The 24810-nt window shown below is 55.7% G+C and carries 21 protein-coding genes; 14 read left to right on the top strand and 7 right to left on the bottom strand.

The genetic code is table 11. The annotated features are described in order from the left end of the window. Nucleotides 1-48: 48 nt before the first annotated feature. The 8 genes from csrD to tldD all read left to right on the top strand — a co-directional run bounded on the left by csrD (nt 49) and on the right by tldD (nt 12318). Nucleotides 49-1989 (top strand): RNase E specificity factor CsrD, encoded by a 1941-nt coding sequence (gene csrD / locus ABFV38_RS19875; protein WP_063622563.1) that lies wholly within the window; start codon nt 49-51, stop codon nt 1987-1989. Between the two features lie 281 nt (nt 1990-2270). Further along, nucleotides 2271-3314 carry a rod shape-determining protein MreB gene (mreB, locus tag ABFV38_RS19870; RefSeq protein ID WP_000913396.1) on the top strand — a complete coding sequence of 348 codons (1044 nt, stop codon included), beginning with the start codon at nt 2271-2273 and terminating at the stop codon, nt 3312-3314. Nucleotides 3315-3376: 62 nt separating this feature from the next. After that, nucleotides 3377-4393 (top strand): rod shape-determining protein MreC, encoded by a 1017-nt coding sequence (gene mreC / locus ABFV38_RS19865; RefSeq protein ID WP_032650442.1) that lies wholly within the window; start codon nt 3377-3379, stop codon nt 4391-4393. Further along, nucleotides 4393-4881 (top strand): rod shape-determining protein MreD, encoded by a 489-nt coding sequence (gene mreD, locus ABFV38_RS19860; RefSeq protein ID WP_023309399.1) that lies wholly within the window; start codon nt 4393-4395, stop codon nt 4879-4881. The genes mreC and mreD overlap by 1 nt, the downstream gene beginning before the upstream one ends. A gap of 9 nt (nt 4882-4890) precedes the next feature. Beyond that, nucleotides 4891-5484, top strand: coding sequence for a nucleoside triphosphate pyrophosphatase (locus ABFV38_RS19855; protein WP_348957886.1), 594 nt, complete (start codon nt 4891-4893; stop codon nt 5482-5484). Beyond that, nucleotides 5474-6943: a ribonuclease G gene (gene rng / locus ABFV38_RS19850; protein ID WP_008502847.1), complete on the top strand. Its 1470-nt coding sequence runs from the start codon at nt 5474-5476 to the stop codon at nt 6941-6943. Before ABFV38_RS19855 ends, rng begins: the two co-directional genes overlap by 11 nt. 41 nt (nt 6944-6984) lie before the next feature. Further along, a complete protein-coding gene (gene yhdP, locus ABFV38_RS19845) occupies nt 6985-10788 on the top strand; it encodes an AsmA2 domain-containing protein YhdP (RefSeq protein ID WP_235403196.1) in 3804 nt (1267 codons plus the stop codon). An 84-nt stretch (nt 10789-10872) separates the two neighbouring features. Next, nucleotides 10873-12318: a metalloprotease TldD gene (tldD, locus tag ABFV38_RS19840; RefSeq protein ID WP_045910133.1), complete on the top strand. Its 1446-nt coding sequence runs from the start codon at nt 10873-10875 to the stop codon at nt 12316-12318. 47 nt (nt 12319-12365) lie between these two features. Here the strand turns inward: tldD and ABFV38_RS19835 are convergent, their stop codons facing one another. Next, entirely contained in the window at nt 12366-12980 is a 615-nt protein-coding gene (locus ABFV38_RS19835; RefSeq protein WP_348957884.1) for a YagU family protein, read from the bottom strand. A gap of 219 nt (nt 12981-13199) precedes the next feature. Beyond that, nucleotides 13200-14126 carry an HTH-type transcriptional activator AaeR gene (gene aaeR, locus ABFV38_RS19830; protein ID WP_023309395.1) on the bottom strand — a complete coding sequence of 309 codons (927 nt, stop codon included), beginning with the start codon at nt 14124-14126 and terminating at the stop codon, nt 13200-13202. Nucleotides 14127-14305: 179 nt separating this feature from the next. Between aaeR and aaeX the strand changes: the two genes are divergently transcribed. From aaeX to ABFV38_RS19805, 5 genes are all read left to right on the top strand, one after another. Then, nucleotides 14306-14509 (top strand): p-hydroxybenzoic acid efflux pump operon protein AaeX, encoded by a 204-nt coding sequence (aaeX, locus tag ABFV38_RS19825; RefSeq protein ID WP_003860416.1) that lies wholly within the window; start codon nt 14306-14308, stop codon nt 14507-14509. Nucleotides 14510-14516: 7 nt separating this feature from the next. Further along, a complete protein-coding gene (gene aaeA, locus ABFV38_RS19820) occupies nt 14517-15449 on the top strand; it encodes a p-hydroxybenzoic acid efflux pump subunit AaeA (RefSeq protein ID WP_023309394.1) in 933 nt (310 codons plus the stop codon). 5 nt (nt 15450-15454) lie between these two features. Beyond that, nucleotides 15455-17422, top strand: a complete 1968-nt coding sequence (gene aaeB / locus ABFV38_RS19815; protein ID WP_048225154.1) for a p-hydroxybenzoic acid efflux pump subunit AaeB — start codon at nt 15455-15457, stop codon at nt 17420-17422. Between the two features lie 90 nt (nt 17423-17512). Continuing rightward, complete coding sequence (locus tag ABFV38_RS19810; protein ID WP_032664520.1) at nt 17513-18967, top strand: NAD-dependent succinate-semialdehyde dehydrogenase; 1455 nt, start codon at nt 17513-17515, stop codon at nt 18965-18967. 45 nt (nt 18968-19012) lie between these two features. Next, nucleotides 19013-19285, top strand: coding sequence for a barstar family protein (locus tag ABFV38_RS19805; protein ID WP_008502839.1), 273 nt, complete (start codon nt 19013-19015; stop codon nt 19283-19285). A gap of 61 nt (nt 19286-19346) precedes the next feature. Here the strand turns inward: ABFV38_RS19805 and yhcN (ABFV38_RS19800) are convergent, their stop codons facing one another. The 3 genes from yhcN (ABFV38_RS19800) to argR all read right to left on the bottom strand — a co-directional run bounded on the left by yhcN (ABFV38_RS19800) (nt 19347) and on the right by argR (nt 20832). Then, the gene (gene yhcN / locus ABFV38_RS19800; RefSeq protein ID WP_008502838.1) at nt 19347-19613 is read right to left on the bottom strand and encodes a peroxide/acid stress response protein YhcN; all 267 of its coding nucleotides are present in this window, start codon (nt 19611-19613) and stop codon (nt 19347-19349) included. Between the two features lie 110 nt (nt 19614-19723). Beyond that, entirely contained in the window at nt 19724-19987 is a 264-nt protein-coding gene (gene yhcN, locus ABFV38_RS19795; RefSeq protein WP_045910130.1) for a peroxide/acid stress response protein YhcN, read from the bottom strand. A 374-nt stretch (nt 19988-20361) separates the two neighbouring features. Further along, nucleotides 20362-20832 carry a transcriptional regulator ArgR gene (gene argR, locus ABFV38_RS19790; RefSeq protein WP_008502836.1) on the bottom strand — a complete coding sequence of 157 codons (471 nt, stop codon included), beginning with the start codon at nt 20830-20832 and terminating at the stop codon, nt 20362-20364. A gap of 397 nt (nt 20833-21229) precedes the next feature. On the opposite strand from argR, the gene mdh reads away from it, so the two are divergent. Next, on the top strand, nt 21230-22168 hold the full coding sequence (gene mdh, locus ABFV38_RS19785) for a malate dehydrogenase (RefSeq protein WP_045910129.1): 939 nt from the start codon (nt 21230-21232) through the stop codon (nt 22166-22168). Between the two features lie 56 nt (nt 22169-22224). Here the strand turns inward: mdh and degS are convergent, their stop codons facing one another. Together degS and degQ are read right to left on the bottom strand one after the other, a co-directional pair. Next, complete coding sequence (gene degS, locus ABFV38_RS19780; RefSeq protein WP_008502834.1) at nt 22225-23292, bottom strand: outer membrane-stress sensor serine endopeptidase DegS; 1068 nt, start codon at nt 23290-23292, stop codon at nt 22225-22227. 91 nt (nt 23293-23383) lie between these two features. Beyond that, entirely contained in the window at nt 23384-24751 is a 1368-nt protein-coding gene (degQ, locus tag ABFV38_RS19775; RefSeq protein WP_045910128.1) for a serine endoprotease DegQ, read from the bottom strand. Nucleotides 24752-24810: the final 59 nt, after the last annotated feature.

Below are 24810 nucleotides of genomic sequence, written 5' to 3'. Positions count from 1 at the left end.
AGTTAGCGCTTACTCGCTACCCCATCAACCCACGGAGTAATCTCAAGGATGCGATTAACGACGAAGTTCTCAGCTTTTATCACTTTGCTGACGGGGCTTACCATTTTTGTCACCCTTCTGGGCTGCTCTCTGAGCTTTTACAACGCCATTCAGGACAAACTGGTCAACCGGGTGCAGTCCGTCGCGTCGGTGATTGATACGCGTCTGCTGACGACGCCGCTACCGGCGCTCACCCGTGAGCTCGATGAGTTGATGGTACCTGTTGATATTGTTCAAATCGACATTCAGCAGGGAAAGCATCGTGTGTTAAGCCATGAACGGCCGGGAGGTTATCGGCCTGCGGGCGTGGTGAGCCAGTACCGGGAAGTGACGGTGCATTCCCTGAAAAATCCGGGGATGACCATCCACATGGTCTACCTCGATCCGATGGCCAGCTATTTCCGTTCCATGATGACCACCGCGCCGCTCACCGTGGCGGTGGCGTTTATCGTCCTGCTGATCTTTCTCGCGGTCCGCTGGCTGCGCCGCCAGCTCTCCGGACAGGAGCTGCTGGAGATGCGCTCCGTGCGGATCCTTAACGGTGAGCGCGGCCCACAGGTGCGTGGTTCCGTCCACGAATGGCCGTCACGCGCCAGCAGCGCGCTGGATACGCTGCTCTCGGAAATCCAGTTTGCCAGCGACCAGCGCAGCCGTATGGATTCGCTGATCCGCTCCTACGCCGCCCAGGATAATAAAACTGGCCTGAACAACCGCCTCTTCTTTGATAATCAGCTCGCCACGCTGCTCGACGATTCGGAAAAAGTGGGGACGCACGGGGTGGTGATGATGATTCGCCTGCCTGACTTTGATCTCCTGCGCGATACCTGGGGACAGCGGGCCGCGGAAGAAAATCTCTTTACGCTGATCAACCTGCTCTCCACCTTTATTATGCGCTACCCGGGTGCGCTGCTGGCCCGCTATCACCGCAGCGACTTTGCCGTGTTGCTGCCGCACCGAACGCTGAAAGAGTCGGAAAGCATCGCCAGCCAGCTGCTGAAGGCGGTGGATGCGCTGCCGCAGAGCAAAATGCTCGACAGGGACGATATGGTCCACATGGGGATCTGCGCCTGGCGTGGGGGGCAATCGACAGAACAGGTGATGGAACATGCGGAAGCGGCCACCCGCAACGCCGTGTTGCAGGGCGCGAACGGATGGGCGGTTTATGATGACTCCCTGCCGGAAAAAGGGCGCGGTAACGTGCGCTGGCGAACTTTGATTGAGCAAATGCTTAGCCGCGGCGGACCGCGGATTTATCAAAAACCCGCGGTCATGAAAAACGGCAACGTTCACCACCGTGAACTGATGTGTCGTATTTTTGACGGTACGGAAGAGGTTATCTCGGCGGAATATCTGCCGATGGTCCTGCAATTTGGTCTGTCCGAAGAGTATGACCGCCAGCAAATTACCCGGTTAATTCCGTTTTTATCTTTCTGGCCGGAAGAAAGCCTGGCATTACAGGTTACCGTTGAGTCATTAATACGCCCACGTTTTCAGCGCTGGCTTCGTGATACATTAATGCAATGCGAAAAATCGCAACGCAAACACATTATTTTTGAACTTGCTGAGGCCGATGTAGGTCAACACATCAGCCGGTTACGTCCGGTGGTACGTTTGATCAATGCGCTCGGTGCGCGTGTCGCGGTGACGCAGGCAGGTTTAACGCTGGTTAGTACCGACTGGATTAAGGCGCTGGATGTGGAGTTATTAAAGCTACATCCAGGGCTGGTAAGGAATATTGAGAAGCGTACGGAAAACCAGCTGCTGGTACAGAGTCTGGTAGAAGCATGCAAGGGAACGCGAACACAAGTATTTGCTACGGGCGTGCGCTCCAGAGGGGAATGGCAGATGTTAACAGAGCGCGGTGTCATGGGTGGTCAGGGGGATTTTTTTGCTGCCTCTCAACCGCTTGACACCAACGTGAAAAAATATTTGCAAAGATACTCTGTTTGACCTGCCGTTTACGCTGTTTTCACGTAGAATATCGCGCCTGTAGCTTTGAGTATGTCGAGCAAAAAGCCAGTGAACGACCTTAACGGGTTACAAACGTCAGTGGGGAACGCTACTGTTTACTCAGCCCTGAGGGAGTCAGGGGATGATTTTGTAACATCAGGAAACGTACTGCACAAATTTTCACCGTTGCAGATGATTTTTGCGCCTTGTCGCTGCTGCGTGTGGTTGGTAAAGTAAGCGGATTTTGTTTTCCGCCCCAGCTTTCAGGATTATCCCTTAGTATGTTGAAAAAATTTCGTGGCATGTTTTCCAATGACCTGTCCATTGACCTGGGTACTGCGAATACCCTTATTTATGTAAAAGGACAAGGCATCGTATTGAATGAGCCTTCCGTTGTGGCCATTCGTCAGGATCGTGCAGGCTCGCCGAAAAGCGTGGCCGCTGTGGGTCATGACGCGAAGCAGATGCTGGGTCGTACCCCTGGCAACATCGCCGCTATTCGCCCAATGAAAGACGGCGTTATCGCCGACTTCTTCGTGACTGAAAAAATGCTTCAGCACTTCATCAAGCAGGTTCACAGCAACAGCTTCATGCGTCCAAGCCCGCGTGTTCTGGTGTGTGTGCCGGTTGGCGCAACCCAGGTCGAGCGTCGCGCAATTCGTGAATCTGCCCAGGGTGCTGGTGCGCGTGAAGTGTTCCTGATTGAAGAGCCAATGGCGGCGGCAATCGGTGCAGGTCTGCCTGTGTCTGAAGCGACCGGTTCCATGGTGGTGGATATCGGTGGTGGTACCACTGAAGTGGCCGTTATCTCTCTGAACGGCGTGGTGTACTCCTCTTCCGTACGTATCGGTGGTGACCGCTTCGACGAAGCCATCATTAATTATGTACGCCGTAACTACGGCTCTCTGATCGGTGAAGCCACCGCAGAGCGTATCAAACACGAAATCGGCTCTGCGTATCCGGGCGATGAAGTGCGTGAGATCGAAGTGCGTGGCCGTAACCTGGCTGAAGGTGTGCCACGCGGTTTCACCCTGAACTCCAACGAAATTCTGGAAGCACTGCAGGAACCACTGACGGGTATCGTGAGCGCGGTAATGGTCGCGCTGGAACAGTGCCCACCAGAGCTGGCATCCGATATCTCCGAGCGCGGTATGGTTCTGACCGGTGGTGGTGCGCTGCTGCGTAACCTCGACCGCCTGTTAATGGAAGAGACAGGTATTCCTGTCGTAGTTGCAGAAGATCCACTGACTTGCGTCGCCCGTGGTGGTGGCAAGGCGCTGGAAATGATCGACATGCACGGCGGCGATTTGTTCAGCGAAGAGTAGTCGAGTTTGAGAGGGTAGCAATTTGCTACCCTTTCTCTCTGACGCGAGAATACGCATAGCCTATGAAGCCAATTTTTAGCCGTGGCCCATCGCTACAGTTTCGCCTCATTCTGGCGGTTCTGGTTGCGCTTGGGGTCATTATTGCCGATAGCCGCCTCGGTACGTTCAGCCAGATCCGAACGTACATGGATACCGCCGTCAGTCCTTTCTACTTTATATCCAATGGTCCCCGTGAACTGCTCGACTCCGTTTCTCAAACGCTGTCTTCACGTGACCAACTCGAACTCGAAAACCGGGCATTACGTCAGGAACTGTTGCTGAAAAACAGCGAACTGCTGATGCTGGGGCAATACAAGCAGGAAAATGCGCGTCTGCGTGAACTGCTCGGCTCGCCGCTGCGTCAGGATGAGCAGAAAATGGTCACTCAGGTGATCTCCACCGTGAACGACCCTTACAGCGATCAGGTTGTGATCGACAAAGGGAGCGTGAACGGGGTGTATGAAGGTCAGCCTGTTATCAGTGATAAAGGCGTCGTGGGCCAGGTGGTTGCCGTGGCCAAACTGACCAGCCGCGTGCTGCTGATTTGTGATGCCACGCATGCGCTGCCGATCCAGGTGCTGCGCAACGACATCCGCGTGATTGCGGCCGGGAACGGCTGTACGGATGACCTGCAGCTGGAACACCTGCCAGCCAACACGGATATCCGCGTGGGCGACGTGCTGGTGACCTCCGGTCTGGGTGGCCGCTTCCCTGAAGGCTATCCGGTTGCGGTGGTCTCTTCGGTGAAGCTGGATACGCAGCGTGCCTATACCGTGATTCAGGCGCGTCCAACCGCCGGTTTGCAGCGTCTGCGCTATCTGCTGCTACTGTGGGGCGCCGATCGTAACGGGGCTAACCCGATGACGCCTGAAGAGGTGCATCGTGTGGCAAATGAACGTCTGATGCAGATGATGCCGCAGGTTCTCCCGCCTGCGGATTCCATGGGGCCGCCTGCGCCAGTCCCGGCGCCGGCAACCGGGTTAACGCAGCCGCTGCCGGATGCGCCGCCACCGCCTAAACTCTCTTCGGGAGGGCAGTAGTGGCAAGCTATCGTAGCCAGGGACGCTGGGTCATCTGGCTCTCGTTTCTTATTGCACTGTTGCTGCAAGTGATGCCATGGCCGGATGACATTCTCGTTTTCCGGCCAAACTGGGTATTGCTCATTTTGCTCTACTGGATCCTTGCCCTGCCGCATCGCGTAAATGTCGGCACAGGTTTTGTGATGGGTGCCATACTGGATCTCATTAGCGGCTCAACGCTTGGCGTACGCGCCTTGTCCATGAGCATTATTGCGTACCTCGTCGCACTCAAATTCCAGCTCTTCCGTAACCTTGCGCTCTGGCAACAGGCCCTGGTTGTGATGTTGTTGTCGCTCGCTGCGGATATCGTTGTTTTCTGGGCAGAGTTTTTAGTGATCAACGTCTCTTTCCGACCGGAAGTGTTCTGGAGTAGTGTAGTAAACGGTGTGCTCTGGCCATGGCTGTTCCTGCTGATGCGTAAGGTTCGCCAGCAGTTTGCTGTGCAATAAAAGGTTTCTATGACGTCTTTGTATCTCGCTTCCGGCTCCCCGCGCCGTCAGGAACTCCTGACGCAGCTAGGGGTCTCTTTTGAACGCATCGTGACCGGCATTGAAGAAAAACGTGCTGAGGGTGAAAGTGCTCAACAGTACGTGTCACGTCTGGCGCGGGAGAAAGCGCAGGCGGGCGTGGCCAGTGTGTCACGCGATCTCCCTGTGCTGGGGGCAGATACCATCGTTATCCTGAACGGTGAAGTGCTGGAGAAACCGCACGACGCCGATCATGCAGCGCGCATGCTGCGCAAGCTGTCCGGACAAACGCATCAGGTGATGACGGCCGTCGCGCTGGCCGATCGCCAGCACGTGCTGGACTGCCTGGTGGTGACGGAAGTGACCTTCAGAGTACTTACCGACGACGACATCGCCGCTTATATTGCCAGCGGTGAACCGATGGATAAAGCAGGTGCATACGGTATTCAGGGGCTGGGTGGCTGTTTTGTCAGGAAGATTCATGGCAGCTATCACGCCGTAGTCGGCTTACCGCTGGTGGAAACGTATGAGTTGCTGAGCAATTTTAACTCACTGCGTGAGGGAAGGGATAATTATGACGGCTGAATTGTTGGTAAACGTAACGCCATCGGAAACCCGTGTGGCCTATATTGATGGTGGCATTCTTCAGGAAATTCATATTGAGCGTGAAGCGCGGCGCGGAATAGTAGGCAATATCTACAAAGGTCGTGTCAGTCGTGTACTACCGGGTATGCAGGCGGCTTTTGTAGATATTGGACTCGATAAGGCGGCATTTTTACATGCCTCCGATATCATGCCGCACACCGAGTGCGTCGCGGGCGAAGAGCAAAAGCAGTTTGCCGTGCGCGATATTTCTGAACTGGTGCGTCAGGGACAGGATCTGATGGTGCAGGTGGTGAAAGATCCCCTCGGCACCAAAGGCGCCCGTCTGACCACCGATATCACCCTACCTTCCCGCTATCTGGTCTTTATGCCCGGCGCGTCGCACGTGGGCGTCTCACAGCGTATTGAGAGCGAAAGCGAGCGCGAGCGTCTGAAAAAAGTGGTCAGCGCCTACTGCGATGAACAGGGCGGATTTATCATCCGTACCGCCGCAGAGGGGATCAGCGAGGAGGACCTGGCGTCGGATGCGGCTTATCTGAAGCGCGTCTGGACAAAAGTGATGGAGCGTAAAAAACGCAACCAGACCCGCTATCAGCTCTATGGTGAGCTGGCGCTGGCGCAGCGCGTTTTGCGTGACTTTGCCGACGCACAGCTCGACCGCATCCGCGTGGATTCTCGCCTGACGTATGAAGCGCTGCTGGAGTTTACCGCCGAATATATCCCGGAGATGCCAGGCCTGCTGGAGCACTACACCGGGCGTCAGCCGATCTTCGATCTCTATGATGTCGAAAACGAGATCCAGCGTGCCCTGGAGCGTAAGGTTGAACTGAAGTCCGGTGGCTATCTGATCATCGATCAGACCGAAGCGATGACCACCGTCGATATCAACACCGGTGCGTTCGTCGGCCATCGCAATCTCGATGACACCATTTTCAACACCAACATCGAAGCCACGCAGGCGATTGCGCGCCAGCTTCGTCTGCGCAATCTGGGCGGCATTATCATCATCGACTTCATCGATATGAGTAATGAAGACCATCGTCGCCGCGTGCTGCACTCGCTTGAGCAGGCCCTGAGTAAAGATCGTGTGAAAACCAGCATCAACGGCTTCTCACAGCTGGGGCTGGTGGAAATGACGCGTAAGCGTACCCGCGAGAGCGTGGAGCATGTGCTGTGTAATGAATGCCCAACCTGCCATGGACGCGGAACGGTAAAGACGGTTGAGACCGTCTGCTACGAGATCATGCGTGAAATTGTGCGTGTGCATCATGCCTACGACTCCGACCGTTTTCTGGTCTATGCTTCCCCTGCGGTGGCTGAAGCGCTGAAAGGCGAAGAGTCACACGCGCTGGCGGAAGTGGAAATCTTTGTCGGCAAACAGGTAAAAGTACAAATTGAACCGCTCTATAACCAGGAGCAGTTTGACGTCGTGATGATGTAAGCGCAGTACGCTGCGTGACGAATGCTGACAAGGAGAGATGCGTGAGGCGATTGCCGGGGATTTTATTGCTTACAGGGGCAACGCTGGTCGTGATTGTCGCGTTGCTCGTGAGCGGGCTACGCCTCGTTTTACCGCATCTGGACAGCTGGCGTCCGCAGCTGCTGGCGAAAATCGAATCCACTACCGGCGTGCCGGTGAACGTCAGCCAGGTCAGCGCTAACTGGCAGAATTTTGGCCCGACGCTCGATGTCCGGGATATCAACGCCAGCCTGAAAGATGGCGGCTACCTGAAAATCAAACGCGTGACCCTGGCGCTGGACGTCTGGCAAAGCCTGCTGCATCTGCGCTGGCAGTTTCGCGATCTCACCTTTTATCAGCTCCAGTTCCTGACCAATACGCCGCTGTCTGGCGGCGATAGCGGTCAGGGTCTTGAAGCCAACCGCTTCAGCGATCTTTTCCTCCGCCAGTTCGATCATTTCGATCTGCGCGACAGCGAAGTGAGCTTTATTACCCTTTCCGGCCAGCGCGCCGAGCTGGCGATCCCGCAGCTGACCTGGCTCAACGGTAAGGATCGGCACCGCGCCGAGGGGCAGGTCAATCTCTCAAGCCTGAACGGCCAGCACGGCGTGATGCAGGTGCGCATGGATCTGCGCGACGATGACGGCCTGTTAAATAACGGCAAAGTCTGGCTGCAGGCCGACGATGTGGACGTCAAGCCGTGGCTGGGCGACTGGCTCCAGCAAAATATGCAGCTGGAAACGGCCCGCTTCAGTCTTGAAGGCTGGTTGACCCTGACGAAAGGCGAATTTGCCAGCGGCGATATCTGGCTCAAGCAGGGAGGCGCGAGCTGGAAAGGTGAAAACCAGCAGCATCAGCTTTCCGTCGATAACCTCACCGCGCACGTGACGCAGGAGAAAGAGGGCTGGCAGTTTGCCATTCCCGATACGCGCATCACGATGGACGGCAAGCCGTGGCCGCGCGGTGCGCTGACGCTGGCCTGGATGCCGGAGCAGGACGTTGGCGGCACGGCCAGTAAACGCAGCGACGAGCTGCGTATCCGTGCCAGTAACCTGGATTTGGCCGCTATTGAAGGGCTGCGCTCGATGGCGGCAAAGCTCTCTCCTGACCTGGGCGAGATCTGGCTGGCTACGCAGCCGAGCGGAAAGATTGATTCTCTGGCGCTGGATATTCCGCTTCAGGCGACGGAAAAAACCCGTTTCCAGGCGACATGGAAAGATCTTGCCTGGAAGCAGTGGAAGCTGCTGCCGGGTGCGGAGCACTTTAGCGGCAAGCTGGAAGGCAGCGTGGAGAACGGCAGGCTGACGGTTGATATGCACGACGCCAAAATGCCTTACGAGACGGTCTTCCGCGCGCCGCTGGAAATCGAACAGGGCAACGCAGTGCTTAACTGGCTCCGTAACGACAAGGGTTTCCAGCTCGATGGCCGGCATATCGACGTCAAAGCGAAAGCGGTGCATGCGCGCGGCGATTTCCGCTATTTGCAGCCTGAAGGGGATGAGCCGTGGCTGGGGATTCTGGCCGGGATCAGTACCGATGATGGCTCCCAGGCCTGGCGCTATTTCCCGGAAAACCTGATGGGGAAAGCGCTGGTAGACTATCTGAGTGGTGCGATTCAGGGCGGTCAGGCGGATAATGCCACGCTGGTTTACGGCGGTAATCCCCATCTGTTCCCGTACAAACATAATGAAGGTCAGTTCCAGGTTCTGGTGCCGCTGCATGACGCCACTTTCGCGTTCCAGCCGGGCTGGCCCGCGCTGAAAAACCTGGATATCGAACTTAACTTCCTTAATGACGGCCTGTGGATGAAGTCCGACAGCGTGGCGCTGGGCGGCGTGACGGCCAGCAACCTGACGGCCAACATTCCGGACTACTCAAAAGAGAAGCTGCTGATTGATGCCGACATCAACGGTCCCGGCAAGGCGGTGGGACCGTACTTTGAGGAGACCCCTCTGAAAGAGTCGCTGGCCGCGACGCTTCAGCAGCTCCAGCTTGATGGCGATGTGAATGCTCGCTTACATCTTGATATCCCGCTGGACGGTGAGATGACCACCGCGAAAGGCGACGTCCGTCTGAAGAATAACAGTCTGTACATCAAACCCCTTGAGAGCACCCTGAAAAATCTCAGCGGGCAATTCAGCTTTGAGAACGGTAACCTGAAGAGCGAGCCGCTTACCGCCAGTTGGTTTAATCAGCCCGTGAATATCGACTTCACGACCACAGAGGGTGAAAAGGCGTATCAGGTGGCCGTCAATCTGGACGGCAACTGGCAGCCAGCGCGAATGGACGTCCTGCCGAAACCGATTGAGGCGTCCGTGGAGGGCGCGGTCGCCTGGAAAGGTAAAGTGGCAATAGACCTGCCTTATCACGCGGGTGCCCAGTACAAGGTCGACATCACGGGCGATCTGAAAAACCTTCACAGCCAGCTGCCTGCGCCGCTGGATAAACAGGCCGGACAGCCGCTGCCGGTGAAGCTGAACGTGGATGGCAACCTGAACAGCTTCGCGCTGACCGGCAGCGCGGGCGGGACGAACCACTTCAACAGCCGCTGGTTGCTTAACCGCAAGCTCACCCTCGACAAAGCCATCTGGACGACGGATAGCCGCTCCACGCCACCGCTGCCGGAGCAGGCGGGCATTGAGCTGAATCTTCCGCCGATGGACGGTGCAGAGTGGCTGGCGCTGTTCCAGAAAGGCGTTGGGCAAAACGTCGATGAAACCGCCCAGTTCCCGCAAACCATTACCGTACGCACGCCGTCGCTAATGCTCGGCGGGCAGCAGTGGAACAACCTGAGCATTGTTTCACAGCCTGGCGCTAACGGTACGAAGGTGGAAGCCCAGGGCAGAGAGATCAACGGTACGCTGACCATGCGCAATCACGCGCCGTGGCAGGCGGCGATCCGCTACCTCTACTACAACCCGGCAAGCGCCGCGAGCGGGAAAGACAAACCGGCTGCGACGTCGCCGCTGAGTCAAATCTCCCGCGTCGATTTTAGCGGCTGGCCCGATCTCCAACTGCGCTGTGCAGAGTGTTGGCTGTGGGGGCAAAAATATGGCCGCATCGACGGTGATTTTGCCATCCAGGGAAACACGCTTACGCTCTCGGGCGGCCTGGTTGATACCGGCTTCGGCCGCATGACGGCGGGCGGGGAATGGGTGAATAATCCGGGCGAGCAGCGGACGTCCCTCAAGGGCGACATTAAAGGCAACAAACTGGATGCAGCAGCCAATTTCTTTGGCATCAGCACGCCGCTGCGCGGTTCATCATTTGACGTTAATTACGATCTTCACTGGCGCGACGCACCGTGGAAGCCGGATGAGGCCTCGCTGAACGGCATTCTGAAAACCCACTTCGGCAAAGGTGAGATCGCCGACGTGAGCACGGGGCGCGCCGGGCAGATCCTGCGCCTCCTCAGCTTTGATGCGCTGCTGCGCAAGCTGCGCTTCGATTTCAGCGATACCTTCAGCGAAGGGTTCTACTACGATTCCATCCGCAGTACGGCGTGGATCAAGGACGGCGTTCTGCATACGGACGATACGCTGGTGGATGGCCTGGAAGCGGACATTGCCATGAAAGGCTCCGTCAACCTCGTGCGCCGCGAGCTGGATATGGAAGCCGTGGTGGCACCGGAAATTTCCGCGAGCGTGGGCGTTGCGGCGGCCTTTGTAGTGAACCCGATTGTCGGTGCGGCGGTGTTTGCCGCCAGCAAAGTGCTGGGGCCGCTGTGGAGCAAGGTCTCCATTCTGCGCTACCGCATTACCGGTCCGATCGATAAACCGCAGATTAACGAGGTGCTGCGCCAGCCGCGCAAAGATGCACAGCAATGATTTGACGTGGGCAGGTAATTGCCTCACTCTCAATAAATACGATCTTTATACCGCCACGGGCGGCAACGAACGAGTAGCAATACGATGAGTCTGAACCTGGTAAGTGAACATTTGCTCGCAGCGAACGGCCTGAGCCATCAGGACCTGTTCTCCATTCTTGGTCAACTGACCGAACGCCGTCTCGACTACGGCGATCTTTATTTCCAGTCGAGCTATCACGAATCCTGGGTTTTAGAAGACAGCATCATCAAAGATGGCTCTTACAACATTGACCAGGGCGTCGGCGTCCGCGCCGTCAGCGGCGAGAAAACCGGTTTTGCCTATGCGGATCAGATTAGCCTCGCCGCACTTGAGCAGAGCGCGCAGGCGGCGCGCACCATTGTGCGTGATACCGGTGATGGACGTGTGAAAACGCTGGGAGAAGTGCAGCACTCTGCGCTCTATACCAGCATCGATCCGCTGCAGAGCATGAGTCGTGAAGAGAAGCTGGATATCCTGCGTCGCGTGGACAAAGTCGCCCGCGCGGCGGATAAACGCGTGCAGGAAGTTTCTGCCAGCCTGAGCGGTGTGTATGAACTGATTCTGGTGGCGGCAACCGACGGCACCCTGGCGGCTGATGTCCGTCCGCTGGTGCGCCTCTCCATCAGCGTTCAGGTCGATGAGGACGGCAAACGCGAGCGCGGCTCAAGCGGCGGCGGCGGTCGTTTTGGCTATGACTGGTTCCTGGGCGACGTTGACGGTGAAGCGCGCGCTGACGCGTGGGCAAAAGAAGCCGTGCGTATGGCGCTGGTGAATCTGAATGCCGTCGCGGCACCGGCGGGGTCATTCCCGGTTGTGCTGGGTGCCGGCTGGCCGGGCGTGCTATTACACGAGGCGGTGGGCCACGGTCTGGAAGGCGATTTTAACCGTCGCGGGACGTCCGTGTTCAGCGGTCAGATCGGGCAACTTGTCTCCTCTGAGCTGTGCACCGTGGTGGATGACGGCACCATGCTTGACCGTCGTGGCTCGGTGGCTATCGATGATGAAGGTACGCCAGGTCAGTACAATGTGCTGATTGAAAACGGCGTGCTGAAAGGCTACATGCAGGACAAACTAAACGCGCGCCTGATGGGCGTTGCGCCGACGGGCAACGGACGTCGCGAATCTTACGCGCACCTGCCGATGCCGCGCATGACCAACACGTATATGCTGCCGGGCAAATCCACGCCGCAGGAGATTATCGAGTCCGTTGATTACGGTATCTTTGCGCCTAACTTTGGCGGCGGCCAGGTGGATATCACCTCCGGTAAGTTTGTCTTCTCTACCTCAGAAGCGTACCTGATTGAGAAGGGCAAAGTGACCAAAGCGGTGAAAGGTGCGACGCTGATTGGCTCCGGTATTGAAGCCATGCAGCAGATCTCGATGGTCGGTAACGATCTGAAGCTGGATAACGGCGTGGGCGTCTGCGGTAAAGAGGGCCAGAGCCTGCCGGTGGGCGTGGGCCAGCCAACGCTGAAAGTGGACAACCTGACGGTAGGCGGCACAGCCTGACCTGAATCGGCATAAAAAAATGGCGCTACTGATGTAGCGCCTTTTTTTTAACGTAAGTTACCCAGCGGGATCTCCGGATCCGGCTCGTGTGTGATGCGGTTACGCAAATCACGACGAATAATTTCGATCGACCAGAACCAGACCAGATGGCCTACGATCTCTGAAACGTGTTCATACCACGGCAGCTCAAACAGCGGCGGCGTCAGCCCCATCAGCGGGAAGGAGATCATATGCACAAAGAGCTGAGCTAACGCACCCGCCAGCAAACCCTGCCAGAGTTTAATTTTCGGGAAGACTTCAGCCACGACACAATAGCCAACAGCGAAGACGATTGAGAAAATAATATGCGTCACGCCGACCCAGTTAAATATATGTCCGGCAAATGTATAAACTGCCGCGTTAGGATCAACAACGCCCAGCCAGTCGCGTAAAAATACATAGGGAGGGTTTAAAAAATTGCGGGAACAGTCAATCTGGCTTACGGCTCTTATTAATTGCTCGGGTCCACATGCGCCGGTGAATAAGTCGGAGGGGCTGCGTGGCGGAAGCGGTACTTCGGCTCCCCATTTGACAAACGCGGAGACAATCCCTGCAATTAAACCGATGAACGCGGCGAGTCCATAGCGCCTGCGTGAAGACGGTGTTTGTTCAAATAGATTCATTTCTTTTCCTTGTTTAACGTCATCCTGCGGAATACATTTTATTATTCATATCAGCAACAAATTAATAACAGTCTGACGAGCAGACTGCATATAAAGTAATGGGCTGGTAGCGGCAGTGTCAATTCTCTATTCCTGATAGTGGCGAAGGAATATTCCTGAATCAACAAGGGATTCATCCTGGGAATATTCATTGCTCCTATGTGTTCAGAAATAAATTGATTATTCCTTTCTTCTTCCTCGCATCCCCTGAAACAGCTCCGCCACGTCCACAAAATACTCGGTCAGATAGTTAATACACACCTGGACTTTCAGCGGAAGCTTGTCTTTTTCGGTATACAGGGCGTACACCGGACGCGGATCGGACTGGTAGCGCGGGAAGAGGATCTCCAGCACGCCGCTGTTGATCTCGTTGATCACCCACATCAGCGGCACGTAGGCAATCCCGGCGCCGGCCACCAGCCAGCGCGAAATGGTCATCGGATCGTTAGTGACAAACCGTCCCTCCGGCAGCAATCGGGTGGAGATCCCCTCCGGGGCAATCAGCTCAAATTCATTGTCGGGCCGCACGCTGTACTCCAGCCACGAGTGGTTGGTGAGGTCGGCGGGTTTCTCCGGCACACCGTACTGGGCCAGATAGCTCTTCGAAGCGCAGACGACCATCGGCATGCTGCCCAGCCGACGCGAGAACAGGCTGGAATCCTGCAGCGCGCCGACGCGGATCACCACGTCCAGACCGTCGGCTATCAGATCCGGCGCCGGGATGCCCGTCACCAGATTAACGGTAAGCCCGGGATACTCTTTCAGCATATCCGCCGTCATGGCAGCGAGAACATTTTGTGCCATAGTTGAAGAACACCCGATACGCAGCGTGCCGATGGGGGTGTTGTTGAAGGCGTAGAGCTGTTCGTGAACATCCTGCACTTCCAGCAGCATACGGCGACAGCCCTGATAGTAAATTTTGCCCGCTTCCGTCAGCCCAATGCTGCGGGTACTGCGGTTGAGCAGCTTGACCTGAAGCTCATCTTCCAGTTTAGACACCGTCTGGCTGATGGATGAGACGCTCATCTGAAGCTGGCGTGCAGCGGCGGTAAAAGAGCCCAGTTCAACCACTTTGGCGAAGACTGACATGCGTTTTAAACGTTCCATTGTTCACTCTGGCTTAAAAGTGATTTAGATCACATATTATAGATAACAGCATAACAGTTACGTTAATATATTATTTATTACATAACGGCTGCGCCATTCTCGCCCGGCGTTTCTTGCTCTCCTGCGATGGCGTGCGCTAAAAAATTCTGAAGCCTGCACTCTCTCTAATCAAGGTCAACATGAGTCTGTTTCCCGTTATCGTGGTGTTCGGTTTGTCCTTCCCACCGATATTTTTCGAGCTTCTTTTATCACTGGCGATCTTCTGGCTGGTGCGCAAGGTGCTGGTCCCTACCGGGATCTACGATTTCGTCTGGCACCCTGCATTGTTCAATACCGCGCTGTATTGCTGCCTGTTCTACCTGATATCGCGCATGTTTGTCTGAGGTTGATGTGAAAACGCTAACAAGAAAAATCTCCCGCACTGCCATCACCATGGCGCTGGTTATCCTCGCCTTCATCGCTATTTTCCGCGCCTGGGTCTATTACACCGAATCACCGTGGACGCGTGATGCACGCTTCAGCGCCGATGTGGTGGCGATCGCCCCTGACGTGGCCGGTCTAATCACGGCGGTCAACGTACACGATAACCAACTGGTGAAAAAAGATCAGGTTCTGTTCACCATCGACCAGCCTCGTTACCAGAAAGCACTGGAAGAGGCGGAAGCGGACGTGGCCTATTACCAGGCGCTGGCTGCGGAGAAACGCCGCGAAGCTGGCCGCCGTAACCAGCTTGGTGTTCAGGCAATGTCCCGTGAAGAGATTGATCAGTCCAACAACGTGCTGCAAACCGTGCTGCACCAGCTGGCGAAAGCACAAGCAACGCGCGATCTGGCGAAGCTCGATCTGGAGCGTACCGTGATCCGCGCACCGTCTGATGGCTGGGTGACCAACCTTAACGTCTATGCCGGGGAGTTTATTACCCGTGGCTCAACCGCCGTGGCGCTGGTGAAACAGAACTCCTTCTACGTACTCGCCTATATGGAAGAGACCAAGCTGGAAGGCGTACGTCCGGGCTACCGGGCAGAAATCACGCCGCTGGGCAGCAACCGCGTGTTTAAAGGTACCGTCGACAGCGTCGCCGCAGGGGTGACCAACTCCAGCAGTTCGAACGATGCAAAAGGGATGGCAACGGTGGATTCCAATCTCGAGTGGGTGCGTCTGGCCCAGCGCGTGCCGGTCCGTATCCATCTGGACGAACAGCAGGGCAACCTGTGGCCTGCGGGTACCACGGCGACGGTGGTGATTACCGGTGAAAAAGATCGGGATGCCAGCCAGGACTCGTTCTTCCGTAAAATCGCCCACCGTCTGCGCGAGTTTGGTTAATCGCTATGGGCATCTTTTCCATCGCCAGCCAGCACATTCGCTTCGCCGTGAAGCTGGCGTGTGCCATTGTGCTGGCGCTGTTTGTTGGCTTTCACTTCCAGCTTGAAACCCCTCGCTGGGCAGTGCTGACGGCCGCGATTGTCGCGGCGGGCCCGGCCTTTGCTGCGGGTGGGGAACCCTATTCAGGCGCGATCCGCTATCGCGGGATGTTGCGTATCATCGGGACGTTTATCGGCTGTTTCGCGGCGCTCACCATTATTATTCTGATGATCCGCACGCCGCTGCTGATGCTGATGGTGTGCTGTATCTGGGCGGGCTTTTGCACCTGGATCTCGTCTCTGGTGAAAGTGGAGAACTCCTACGCCTGGGGGCTGGCGGGCTATACCGCGCTGATTATTATCATCACCATCCAGTCCGAGCCGCTGCTGGCTCCGCAGTTTGCGGTGGAGCGATGCAGCGAAATTGTCATTGGTATCGTGAGTGCGATTGTCGCGGACCTGCTGTTCTCCCCGCGCTCCATCAAGCAGGAAGTCGACCGTGAGCTTGACGCGCTGATTGTCGCTCAGTACCAGCTGATGCAGCTCTGCATCAAGCACGGCGACAGCGAAGAGGTGGATAAAGCCTGGAGCGGGCTGGTTCGCCGCACGCAGGCGCTGGAGGGGATGCGCAGCAATCTCAATATGGAGTCGTCACGCTGGGCCCGCGCTAACCGTCGTCTGAAAGCCCTTAATACGGTCTCGTTAACGCTGATTACCCAGGCATGTGAAACCTATCTGATTCAAAACACCCGGCCGGAAGCGGTCACCGATACCTTCCGCGAACTGTTCGCCGAGCCGGTGGAAACGGTGCAGGACGTGCACAAGCAGCTGAAGCGTATGCGCAGGGTGATCGCCTGGACAGGGGAGCGCGACACGCCGGTAACCATCTACACCTGGGTCGGCGCCGCGACGCGCTACCTGCTGCTGAAACGCGGCGTGATCGGGAATACCAAAATCAGCGCGGCGGAAGAAGAGGTGCTGCAGGGCGAAGTGGTGATCAAGGCGGAATCCGCCGAGCGCCATCATGCGATGGTGAACTTCTGGCGTACGACGCTCGCCTGTATGCTCGGCACGCTGTTCTGGCTGTGGACGGGCTGGACGTCCGGCAGCGGCGCGATGGTGATGATTGCCGTCGTGACCGCACTGGCGATGCGTCTGCCTAATCCGCGTATGGTCGCCATCGATTTCCTGTACGGCACCATTGCCGCCCTGCCGATAGGCGCGCTCTACTTTCTGGTCATCATCCCGTCGACGCAGCAGAGCATGCTGCTGCTCTGTATTAGTCTGGCGGTAATGGCGTTCTTTATCGGCATTGAAGTGCAAAAGCGACGTCTGGGATCGCTGGGGGCGCTGGCGAGTACGATTAACATCATCGTGCTCGATAACCCGATGACCTTCCATTTCAGCCAGTTCCTCGACAGTGCGTTAGGTCAGCTGGTGGGCTGTTTCCTGGCAATGATGGTGATTCTGCTGGTCCGCGATAATTCGCAGGCAAGAACGGGCCGCGTGCTGTTGAACCAGTTTGTGTCGGCCGCCGTGTCGTCGATGACAACCAACACCGCGCGCCGTAAAGAGAACCATCTGCCCGCGCTCTACCAGCAGCTGTTTTTACTGCTGAACAAGTTCCCGGGCGATATCGGCAAGTTCCGGCTGGCGCTGACCATGATCATTGCACACCAGCGACTGCGTAACGCACCGGTGCCGATCAACGACGATCTGTCGGCCTGGCACCGCCAGTTGCGTCGTACCGCTGACCACGTGCTTTCCGCCAGCAGTGATGACAAACGACGTCGCTACTTTACGCAACTGCTTGAAGAGCTGGATATCTACCAGGAGAAGCTTAAAACCTGGGACGCGCCGCCTCAGGTGACCGAGCCGGTAGGACGGCTGGTGTTTATGCTGCATCGCTACCAGAATGCCCTCACGGATAGCTGACCGAAGTAAAAAAAACGACGCCAAAAGCGTCGGTTTTTTTGTGGCTATACTTATTCCAGCACGTTCTTACATTTCAGGAAGGGAGGACACATGACGACCCAGGCGCTTCAGGATCACATCCTTTTTCAGACCGGTTATCTGGTCAACGGAATCTGGAAAACGCTGGACACGACCTTCGATGTGCTTAACCCCGCAACCGGGGAAGTCATCGCGAAAGTCGCCAAAGCGGGTAAAGCACAAACCGAAGACGCTATAGCAGCGGCCACCAAAGCCTTCCCGGCCTGGCGTGCCAAAACCGCGAAAGAACGCTCGGCGATTCTTTATCGCTGGTACGAACTGATCATTGAGAATAAAAGCTGGCTCGGGCAGTTAATGACCACCGAGCAGGGTAAGCCGCTGAAAGAGGCCGAAGGCGAGGTGGAGTACGCTGCCAGCTTTATCCAGTGGTTTGCCGAAGAGGCCAAGCGCGCGAACGGTGAAATTATTCCGCCGATCAAACCCGGCTCGCGCATTCTGGCGACCCGTGAACCCATTGGCGTGGTCGCGGCGATAACGCCGTGGAACTTCCCGATGGCCATGCTCACCCGCAAGTTAGGCCCGGCGCTGGCTGCAGGGTGTACCGGTGTGATCAAACCGGCCAATAATACGCCGCTCAGTGCCTTTGCGCTGCTTACCCTGGCAAAACAGGCTGGCGTGCCCGACGGCGTGCTCAACGCTGTGGCCGGGAATACGCATGAAATCAGCGATGCGATCATGGCAAGCCGAGACGTGCGTAAAATCTCCTTTACCGGCTCGACCTCCGTCGGCAAAACGCTGGTGCGTAATGCTGCCGAAACCATGAAGAAAGTCTCGATGGAGCTGGGGGGAAATGCCCCGTATATCGTTTTTGAGGATGCAGACATCGACGCGGCGGTGAAGGGGGCGATTGCCAACAAGTTCCGCAATGCCGGGCAGGTCTGCGTCAGCGTGAACCGTTTTTATATTCAGGAAACCGTCTACGACAAGTTTGTGAATAAACTGGCCGATGCCGTGAAGGCGCTCAAGGTGGGGAATGGCCTTGACGAGGGCGTTGTTGTCGGGCCGCTGATTGAATCTGCTGCGGTCGACAAGGTGCGTGAGCATGTCGACGATGCCGTCTCTCGGGGGGCAACCGTACTGGCAGGGGGTAAGCCCCATCCGCTTGGCGGGAATTTCTGGATGCCAACCGTGCTGGGCGACTGCCATGAAGGCATGAAGCTGGCAGAAGAAGAGACGTTTGGCCCGGTTGCGGCATGTTTCCGTTTCACCTCGGAAGATGAAGTTATCCAGCGCGCCAACAACACGCCCTATGGGCTGGCCGCTTACTTCTATACCCAGAATCTCTCACGTGTTTTCCGCGTTTCGCAGGCCATCGAGAGTGGGATGATCGGCATTAACGAGTGTGCCGTCTCCACGGAGCTGGGGCCCTTTGGCGGCGTAAAAGAGTCAGGCCTGGGTCGTGAGGGCTCCGTGCTGGGCCTGGAAGAGTACCTGGAAGTGAAAACCCTTCACATCGGGGGATTATAATAGACAGGGCGGCATCTGCCGCTCGCCTGGACTGGGTGGCTGGCAATGAAAACCTATACTTTTGATTTTGACGAGATCGACAGTCAGGAAGACTTCTACCGCGAATTTATCCGGGTGTTTGATCTTGAACGGGAAAGCGTGACGAATCTGGATACGCTGTGGGACGTGGTGACCGGGAGTCTGCTGCCGCTACCGCTGGAAATTGAGTTCATCCATTTGCCCGATAAGCTGCGCAGACGCTTTGGCGCACTGATATTACTGTTCGATGAAGCGGAAGAAGAGCTGGAAGGGCAGCTGCGTTTTAACGCGCGGCACTGAATGAAAAAAGCCCCTGACCATGAGGCCAGGGGCAAGTCGTATGATGAGATACGACGAGGGTTTATTTATACAGTTCTGCAGTTGCATGCCAGTGGTCACCCTGATTCAGTTCGGTGACGCGATAGCTGCTGGCACCTGCTTTTTCAGCTTTGGCAGCCAATTCGTGACGGATATCCATCGGAGAGCCGGTAACAGACGTCACGGAGATGCTGCCCATAGGCTGCAGATTTTGTGCCTGGTCGGCATTCACCTGCTGTACGGCTGCGCTTGCGCCGAAAGAGAGAACAGATGCCAGACCGAGGGTTGCGATGATCAATTTGGTTTTCATAGTCTTTACTCCTGAATAGGGTTTTTGCTCAACGGCGAGAAGGGTTGAACCGCTATTTTTATGCCTGGTGCCGTTGAGTGGAGATTTACGTTTTCAGTTATTGCTCAAACTTATTTGTACAGCTCAGCGGTGGCGTGCCAGTGGGCACCAGAACGCGCTTCGATGATGCGGTAGGATGACGCACCCTTTTCTTCCGCTTTTTTGTTCAGCATCTCACGCATGTCCATTGGCGATGTGCCGACCGCGCCGACAGAAACCGTACCGATGGTCTCGCGTGATTGCGCCTGATCAGCATTGATAGCGTCAGCCGCGAAAGCACCGAATGACAGGACAGACAGGACGCTCAGCGCCGCTACAGTTGATTTGATTTTCATGATTTTTACCTCGTCGAATTTTTTAGTGGGGTCTTGTTTCGTGACCCTCATCACAAAATCAAGTATACACTAATAACGGTAAAAATTAATACCAGCCTAATGGTTTCTGTTGTTATTACGTGTTAACCATTCTTTTTTTATAACCAATTTGCATAATATTGGGTGTTTTTTGCGCATTTGTGTTGGCTATATCTAAGAAAATCATATGGATATCAGCTTTTGATTTTTTGTGCGATTTTTTGATTTAGCATTCACCAGATGAATGTTAATGGGCGGTAAAAAGCACTATTTGTTAAAGTAAGGGGCAGTGGAAAAGAGGGGGAAACGGCGTGGGGGCAGAACGATCCCCGCAGCGGCGCTACGGGGAAAGGGGATTAGAGTTCCTGTTCGAACAGAACCAGAATCGCTTCGTGGAGATCTTTAACGGAGAAACCGCTAGCCGGCGTGGTAAAGATGGTGTCATCGCCGGCGATAGTCCCGAGGATGCCTTCCGTTTTACCTAACGAGTCCAGCATGCGGGCAATCAGCTGTGCGGCTCCAGGGCTTGTGTGGATCACCACAACGGCGTCGTTGTAGTCGATATCCAGAACCAGATTCTTCAGCGGGCTGGAGGTGGTCGGCACGCCAAGTTCCGCCGGCAGGCAATAGACCATCTCCATCTTGGCGTTACGGGTACGCACCGCGCCAAATTTCGTTAACATGCGGGAGACTTTCGACTGATTGATGTTATCGAAGCCTTGTTCCTGCAGCGCCTGAACAATTTCTCCCTGAGAACTGAATTTCTCTTCTTTAAGTAGCGCTTTAAACGCCTTGACTAATTCTTCTTGCTTAGACGAGCTTCGCATAAGTCACCCGGAATATGACGATAGAAACAACATTATTATGCATGTGGATGAATTTTTATGCAAATTATCTACTCAGCGCCAGGCTGAAATAATGTTATGAAAGGGAGTGATTTTATCAGATTTCGTTATCAGAAAACATGCCTGGGTCACGCCGCGCAAATAAGCTTAAAAGTAAATTAAATGTTATCAAAATGATGTTGTTTTGGTGGCGGGGCAGGGTGTATTGTAACCACCTCTTAATTCGTCGCCGTCTGTCGTCAGAGCGTCTTCTGAAGAGAGATAAAGTCGCGTGACCTCAAATTCTTTAGCTACGAAAATTGTAATTATTTACTTGCTGAATTATGGTCGCCGCAACGGATTTACAGATACTTAAGTTAACCATAATAAGGAGTTTAGGATGAAAGTCGCAGTCCTCGGCGCTGCTGGTGGTATCGGCCAGGCGCTTGCCCTACTACTGAAAACCCAACTGCCTTCAGGCTCAGAACTCTCCCTGTACGATATTGCTCCGGTAACCCCAGGTGTGGCGGTTGACCTGAGCCACATCCCAACTGCTGTAAAAATCAAAGGCTTCTCCGGTGAAGATGCGCGTCCTGCACTGCAGGGTGCCGACGTGGTGCTGATTTCTGCAGGCGTGGCGCGTAAGCCAGGCATGGATCGTTCAGACCTGTTCAACGTCAACGCGGGCATCGTGAAAAACCTGGTGCAGCAGATTGCAGAAATCTGCCCGAAAGCATGCATCGGTATCATCACTAACCCGGTGAACACCACCGTTGCTATCGCGGCAGAAGTGTTGAAGAAAGCGGGCGTTTACGACAAAAACAAACTGTTCGGCGTAACCACGCTGGATATCATCCGCTCCAACACCTTTGTTGCTGAGCTGAAGGGCAAACAGCCAACAGAAGTGGAAGTGCCGGTCATCGGCGGTCACTCTGGCGTTACCATCCTGCCTCTGCTGTCGCAGATCCCAGGCGTAAGCTTCACCGAGCAGGAAGTAGCTGACCTGACCAAACGCATCCAGAACGCGGGCACCGAAGTGGTGGAAGCGAAGGCGGGTGGCGGTTCTGCAACCCTGTCTATGGGCCAGGCGGCTGCACGTTTCGGTCTGTCACTGGTTCGCGCGCTGCAGGGCGAGAAAGGCGTTGTTGAATGCGCTTATGTTGAAGGCGATGGCGAACACGCTCGCTTCTTCTCTCAGCCGCTGCTGCTGGGTAAAAATGGTATCGAAGAGCGTAAATCCATTGGCAAGCTGAGCGCGTTTGAACAACACGCGATGGAAGGCATGCTGGATACGCTGAAGAAAGATATCACCCTGGGTGAAGAGTTCGTTAACAAGTAATACGAACCGTCTCCTGGCAAAAAAACGGAGCTTATCGCTCCGTTTTTTTATGCCTGTCAGTTCGTTGCCGGGTATTCCTGAATGGTGACTTGCAGCGTCAGTTTCTTATCGTTGCGCATGACTTCAACAGGGATAATAGAGCCCGGGCGAATTTCTGCCACCTGGTCCATCGTCTCCAGCGCAGAAACCGCTGGCGTACCGTTGACCGACACAATGACGTCATTGACCTGAATCCCCGCGTTGGCCGCCGGACCCCCTGGCGCCACCTCGTTCACCACGATGCCCTGGATCTGATCGATACCGCCACCCTGGGTATGCATCGGCGCAATTTCGCGGCCACCGATACCGATATAGCCGCGGATCACGCGTCCGTCGCGGATCAGCTTATCCATAATTTTGGTCGCCAGCTGGAACGGAATGGCAAAGCCGATCCCTTCCGGCGTCTCACCGTCGTTACTCTTATCGAACGACAGGGTGTTGATCCCCATCAGTTCGCCCAGCGAGTTGACCAGCGCACCGCCGGAGTTACCGTGGTTGATGGAGGCATCGGTTTGCAGGAAGTTCTGCCGCCCGGAGGGGTTCAGACCAATACGGCCGGTCGCGCTGATGATCCCCTGAGTGATGGTCTGGCCCAGGTTGTAAGGGTTACCAATCGCCAGGACGACGTCGCCTATATGCGGGGTACGTTTACGGTTGATCGGGATGACCGGCAAACCGCCTGTGGCGTTAATCTTCAGGACGGCGAGGTCGGTCAGGCTGTCAGATCCCACGAGTAATGCCTCAAAAACGCGGCCATCCTGCAGGGCGACGATGATCTGGTCGGCATCGTTTATCACGTGCTTGTTGGTAATAATGTAGCCGCGCTCGTCCATGATCACGCCGGAGCCGAGGGTGCGGATCTCCAGTTGGTTGTGGGCTGAGGTATTCAGGCCACGGTTATAGACGTTAACCACGGCAGGTGCGGCTCGGCGGACGGCCTGATTATAAGTGGCCGGTGTTTCATCCGTGCTATCGAACTGGGGAGCCGACAGTTTATTGAACTGACGTAAAGACGGCAGCGCCAGCAGCAGCAGGCCAGCGACAATCAAACCGATGACAATAGAACGTAAGAGCTTTAAAAGCATGATGCGCGTGTCGTTAAAAAAGGAACGATTTGCAGCATAACATGAGTTATCCGGACATCACACGCAGCGGTGATGTCCGGGTCGCAAATGCTTAGCGCAACAGAATATAGATAGACTCATTGCCGCGCATGACCTGCAGGGCAATAACCGCCGGTTTACTCTCCAGCACCTTGCGCAGTTCGGCAATGGACTGCACGCGATTGCGGTTTACGCCAATGATCACATCTTCCTGATGCAATCCGGCCTGAGCGGCAGGGCTGCTCTTTTCAACGGTGTCGATGCGAATGCCTTTCGTACCGTCTTTCAACTGTCCATCGCTCAGCGTCGCACCCTGCAGCGCCGGGGCGATCAGCTCCGCACTGGCAGAGGAGGAGGTGCTCTTATCCAGCGTCACTTCAACGTTCAGCGGTTTACCGTCACGGATCAGACCCAGCTTCACTTTGGCGCCGGGTTCGGTGGTGGCTATTCGCGAGCGCAGCTCGGCAAAGCTGCTCAACGGCTTGTCGTTGAGGCTGACGATCACATCGCCCGATTTGATACCTGCTTTTGCCGAGCCGGAGTTAGGCAGCACTTCACTGACAAACGCCCCGCGCTGTACGTTGATGTTGAACGCTTTTGCGATATCCGCGCTCATCTCCATACCTTTAATACCCAGCAGCCCGCGTTTGATTTCACCAAACTGGATGAGCTGCTGTGCCAGCGTTTTGGCCATATTGCTGGGAATCGCAAAACCGATCCCAATGCTGCCGCCGCCCGGGGCCAGAATCGCCGTGTTGATCCCAATCAGCTCACCGTTAAGGTTGAGCAATGCCCCGCCGGAGTTCCCGCGGTTGATTGAGGCATCGGTCTGGATAAAGTTTTCCAGCCCTTCCAGATTGAGGCCGCTACGTCCCAGCGCGGAGACGATCCCGGAGGTGGCGGTTTGCCCTAAGCCAAAGGGGTTGCCTACGGCGACGGCAAAGTCGCCGACGCGCAGTTTGTCGGAATCCGCGATGGCAATCTGGGTCAGGTTGCTCGGGTTTTGCACCTGCAGCAGCGCGATGTCGCTCTGGTCATCGCCGCCAATCAGTTTGGCATCAAATTCGCGGCCATCGTTTAGCTGGACGCTGATTTTATCGGCCTGGCTGATGACATGATTGTTAGTCAGAATATAGCCTTTTGCCGCATCGATAATGACGCCAGACCCCAGGCCTTCAAAAGGCTGGGCCTGCTGGTCGGGAGACTCATCGCCAAAATACTTCTTCAGTTCTTCAGGGACGCGTTGGCTTTGTACCGCCGTGCCTTCAACCTGAACGCTGACGACCGCAGGCAACACTTTTTCCAGCATGGGTGCAAGGCTCGGAATGGCCGCCTGGCCAGGCACCTGGGAGGGAATGGCGGCAAATACAGGAACGGACGCCGAGAGAGATAACCCGACACTTAACGCGATAGCGCTCAACAGCTGGTTTTTTTTCTTCATCGATGTTGACTCTCGTAACCTGGAATAAAGGAAAAACGGCCCCAAAAACACGTTGATGT

Origin of the sequence: Enterobacter cloacae complex sp. Mu1197 (assembly GCF_040059225.1) — a bacterium.
In the GTDB taxonomy this organism is placed as follows: Bacteria; Pseudomonadota; Gammaproteobacteria; order Enterobacterales; family Enterobacteriaceae; genus Enterobacter; species Enterobacter quasiroggenkampii.
The sequence above is the reverse complement of the archived record's forward strand: the minus strand, read 5'-3'. Positions and strand labels throughout refer to the sequence as shown.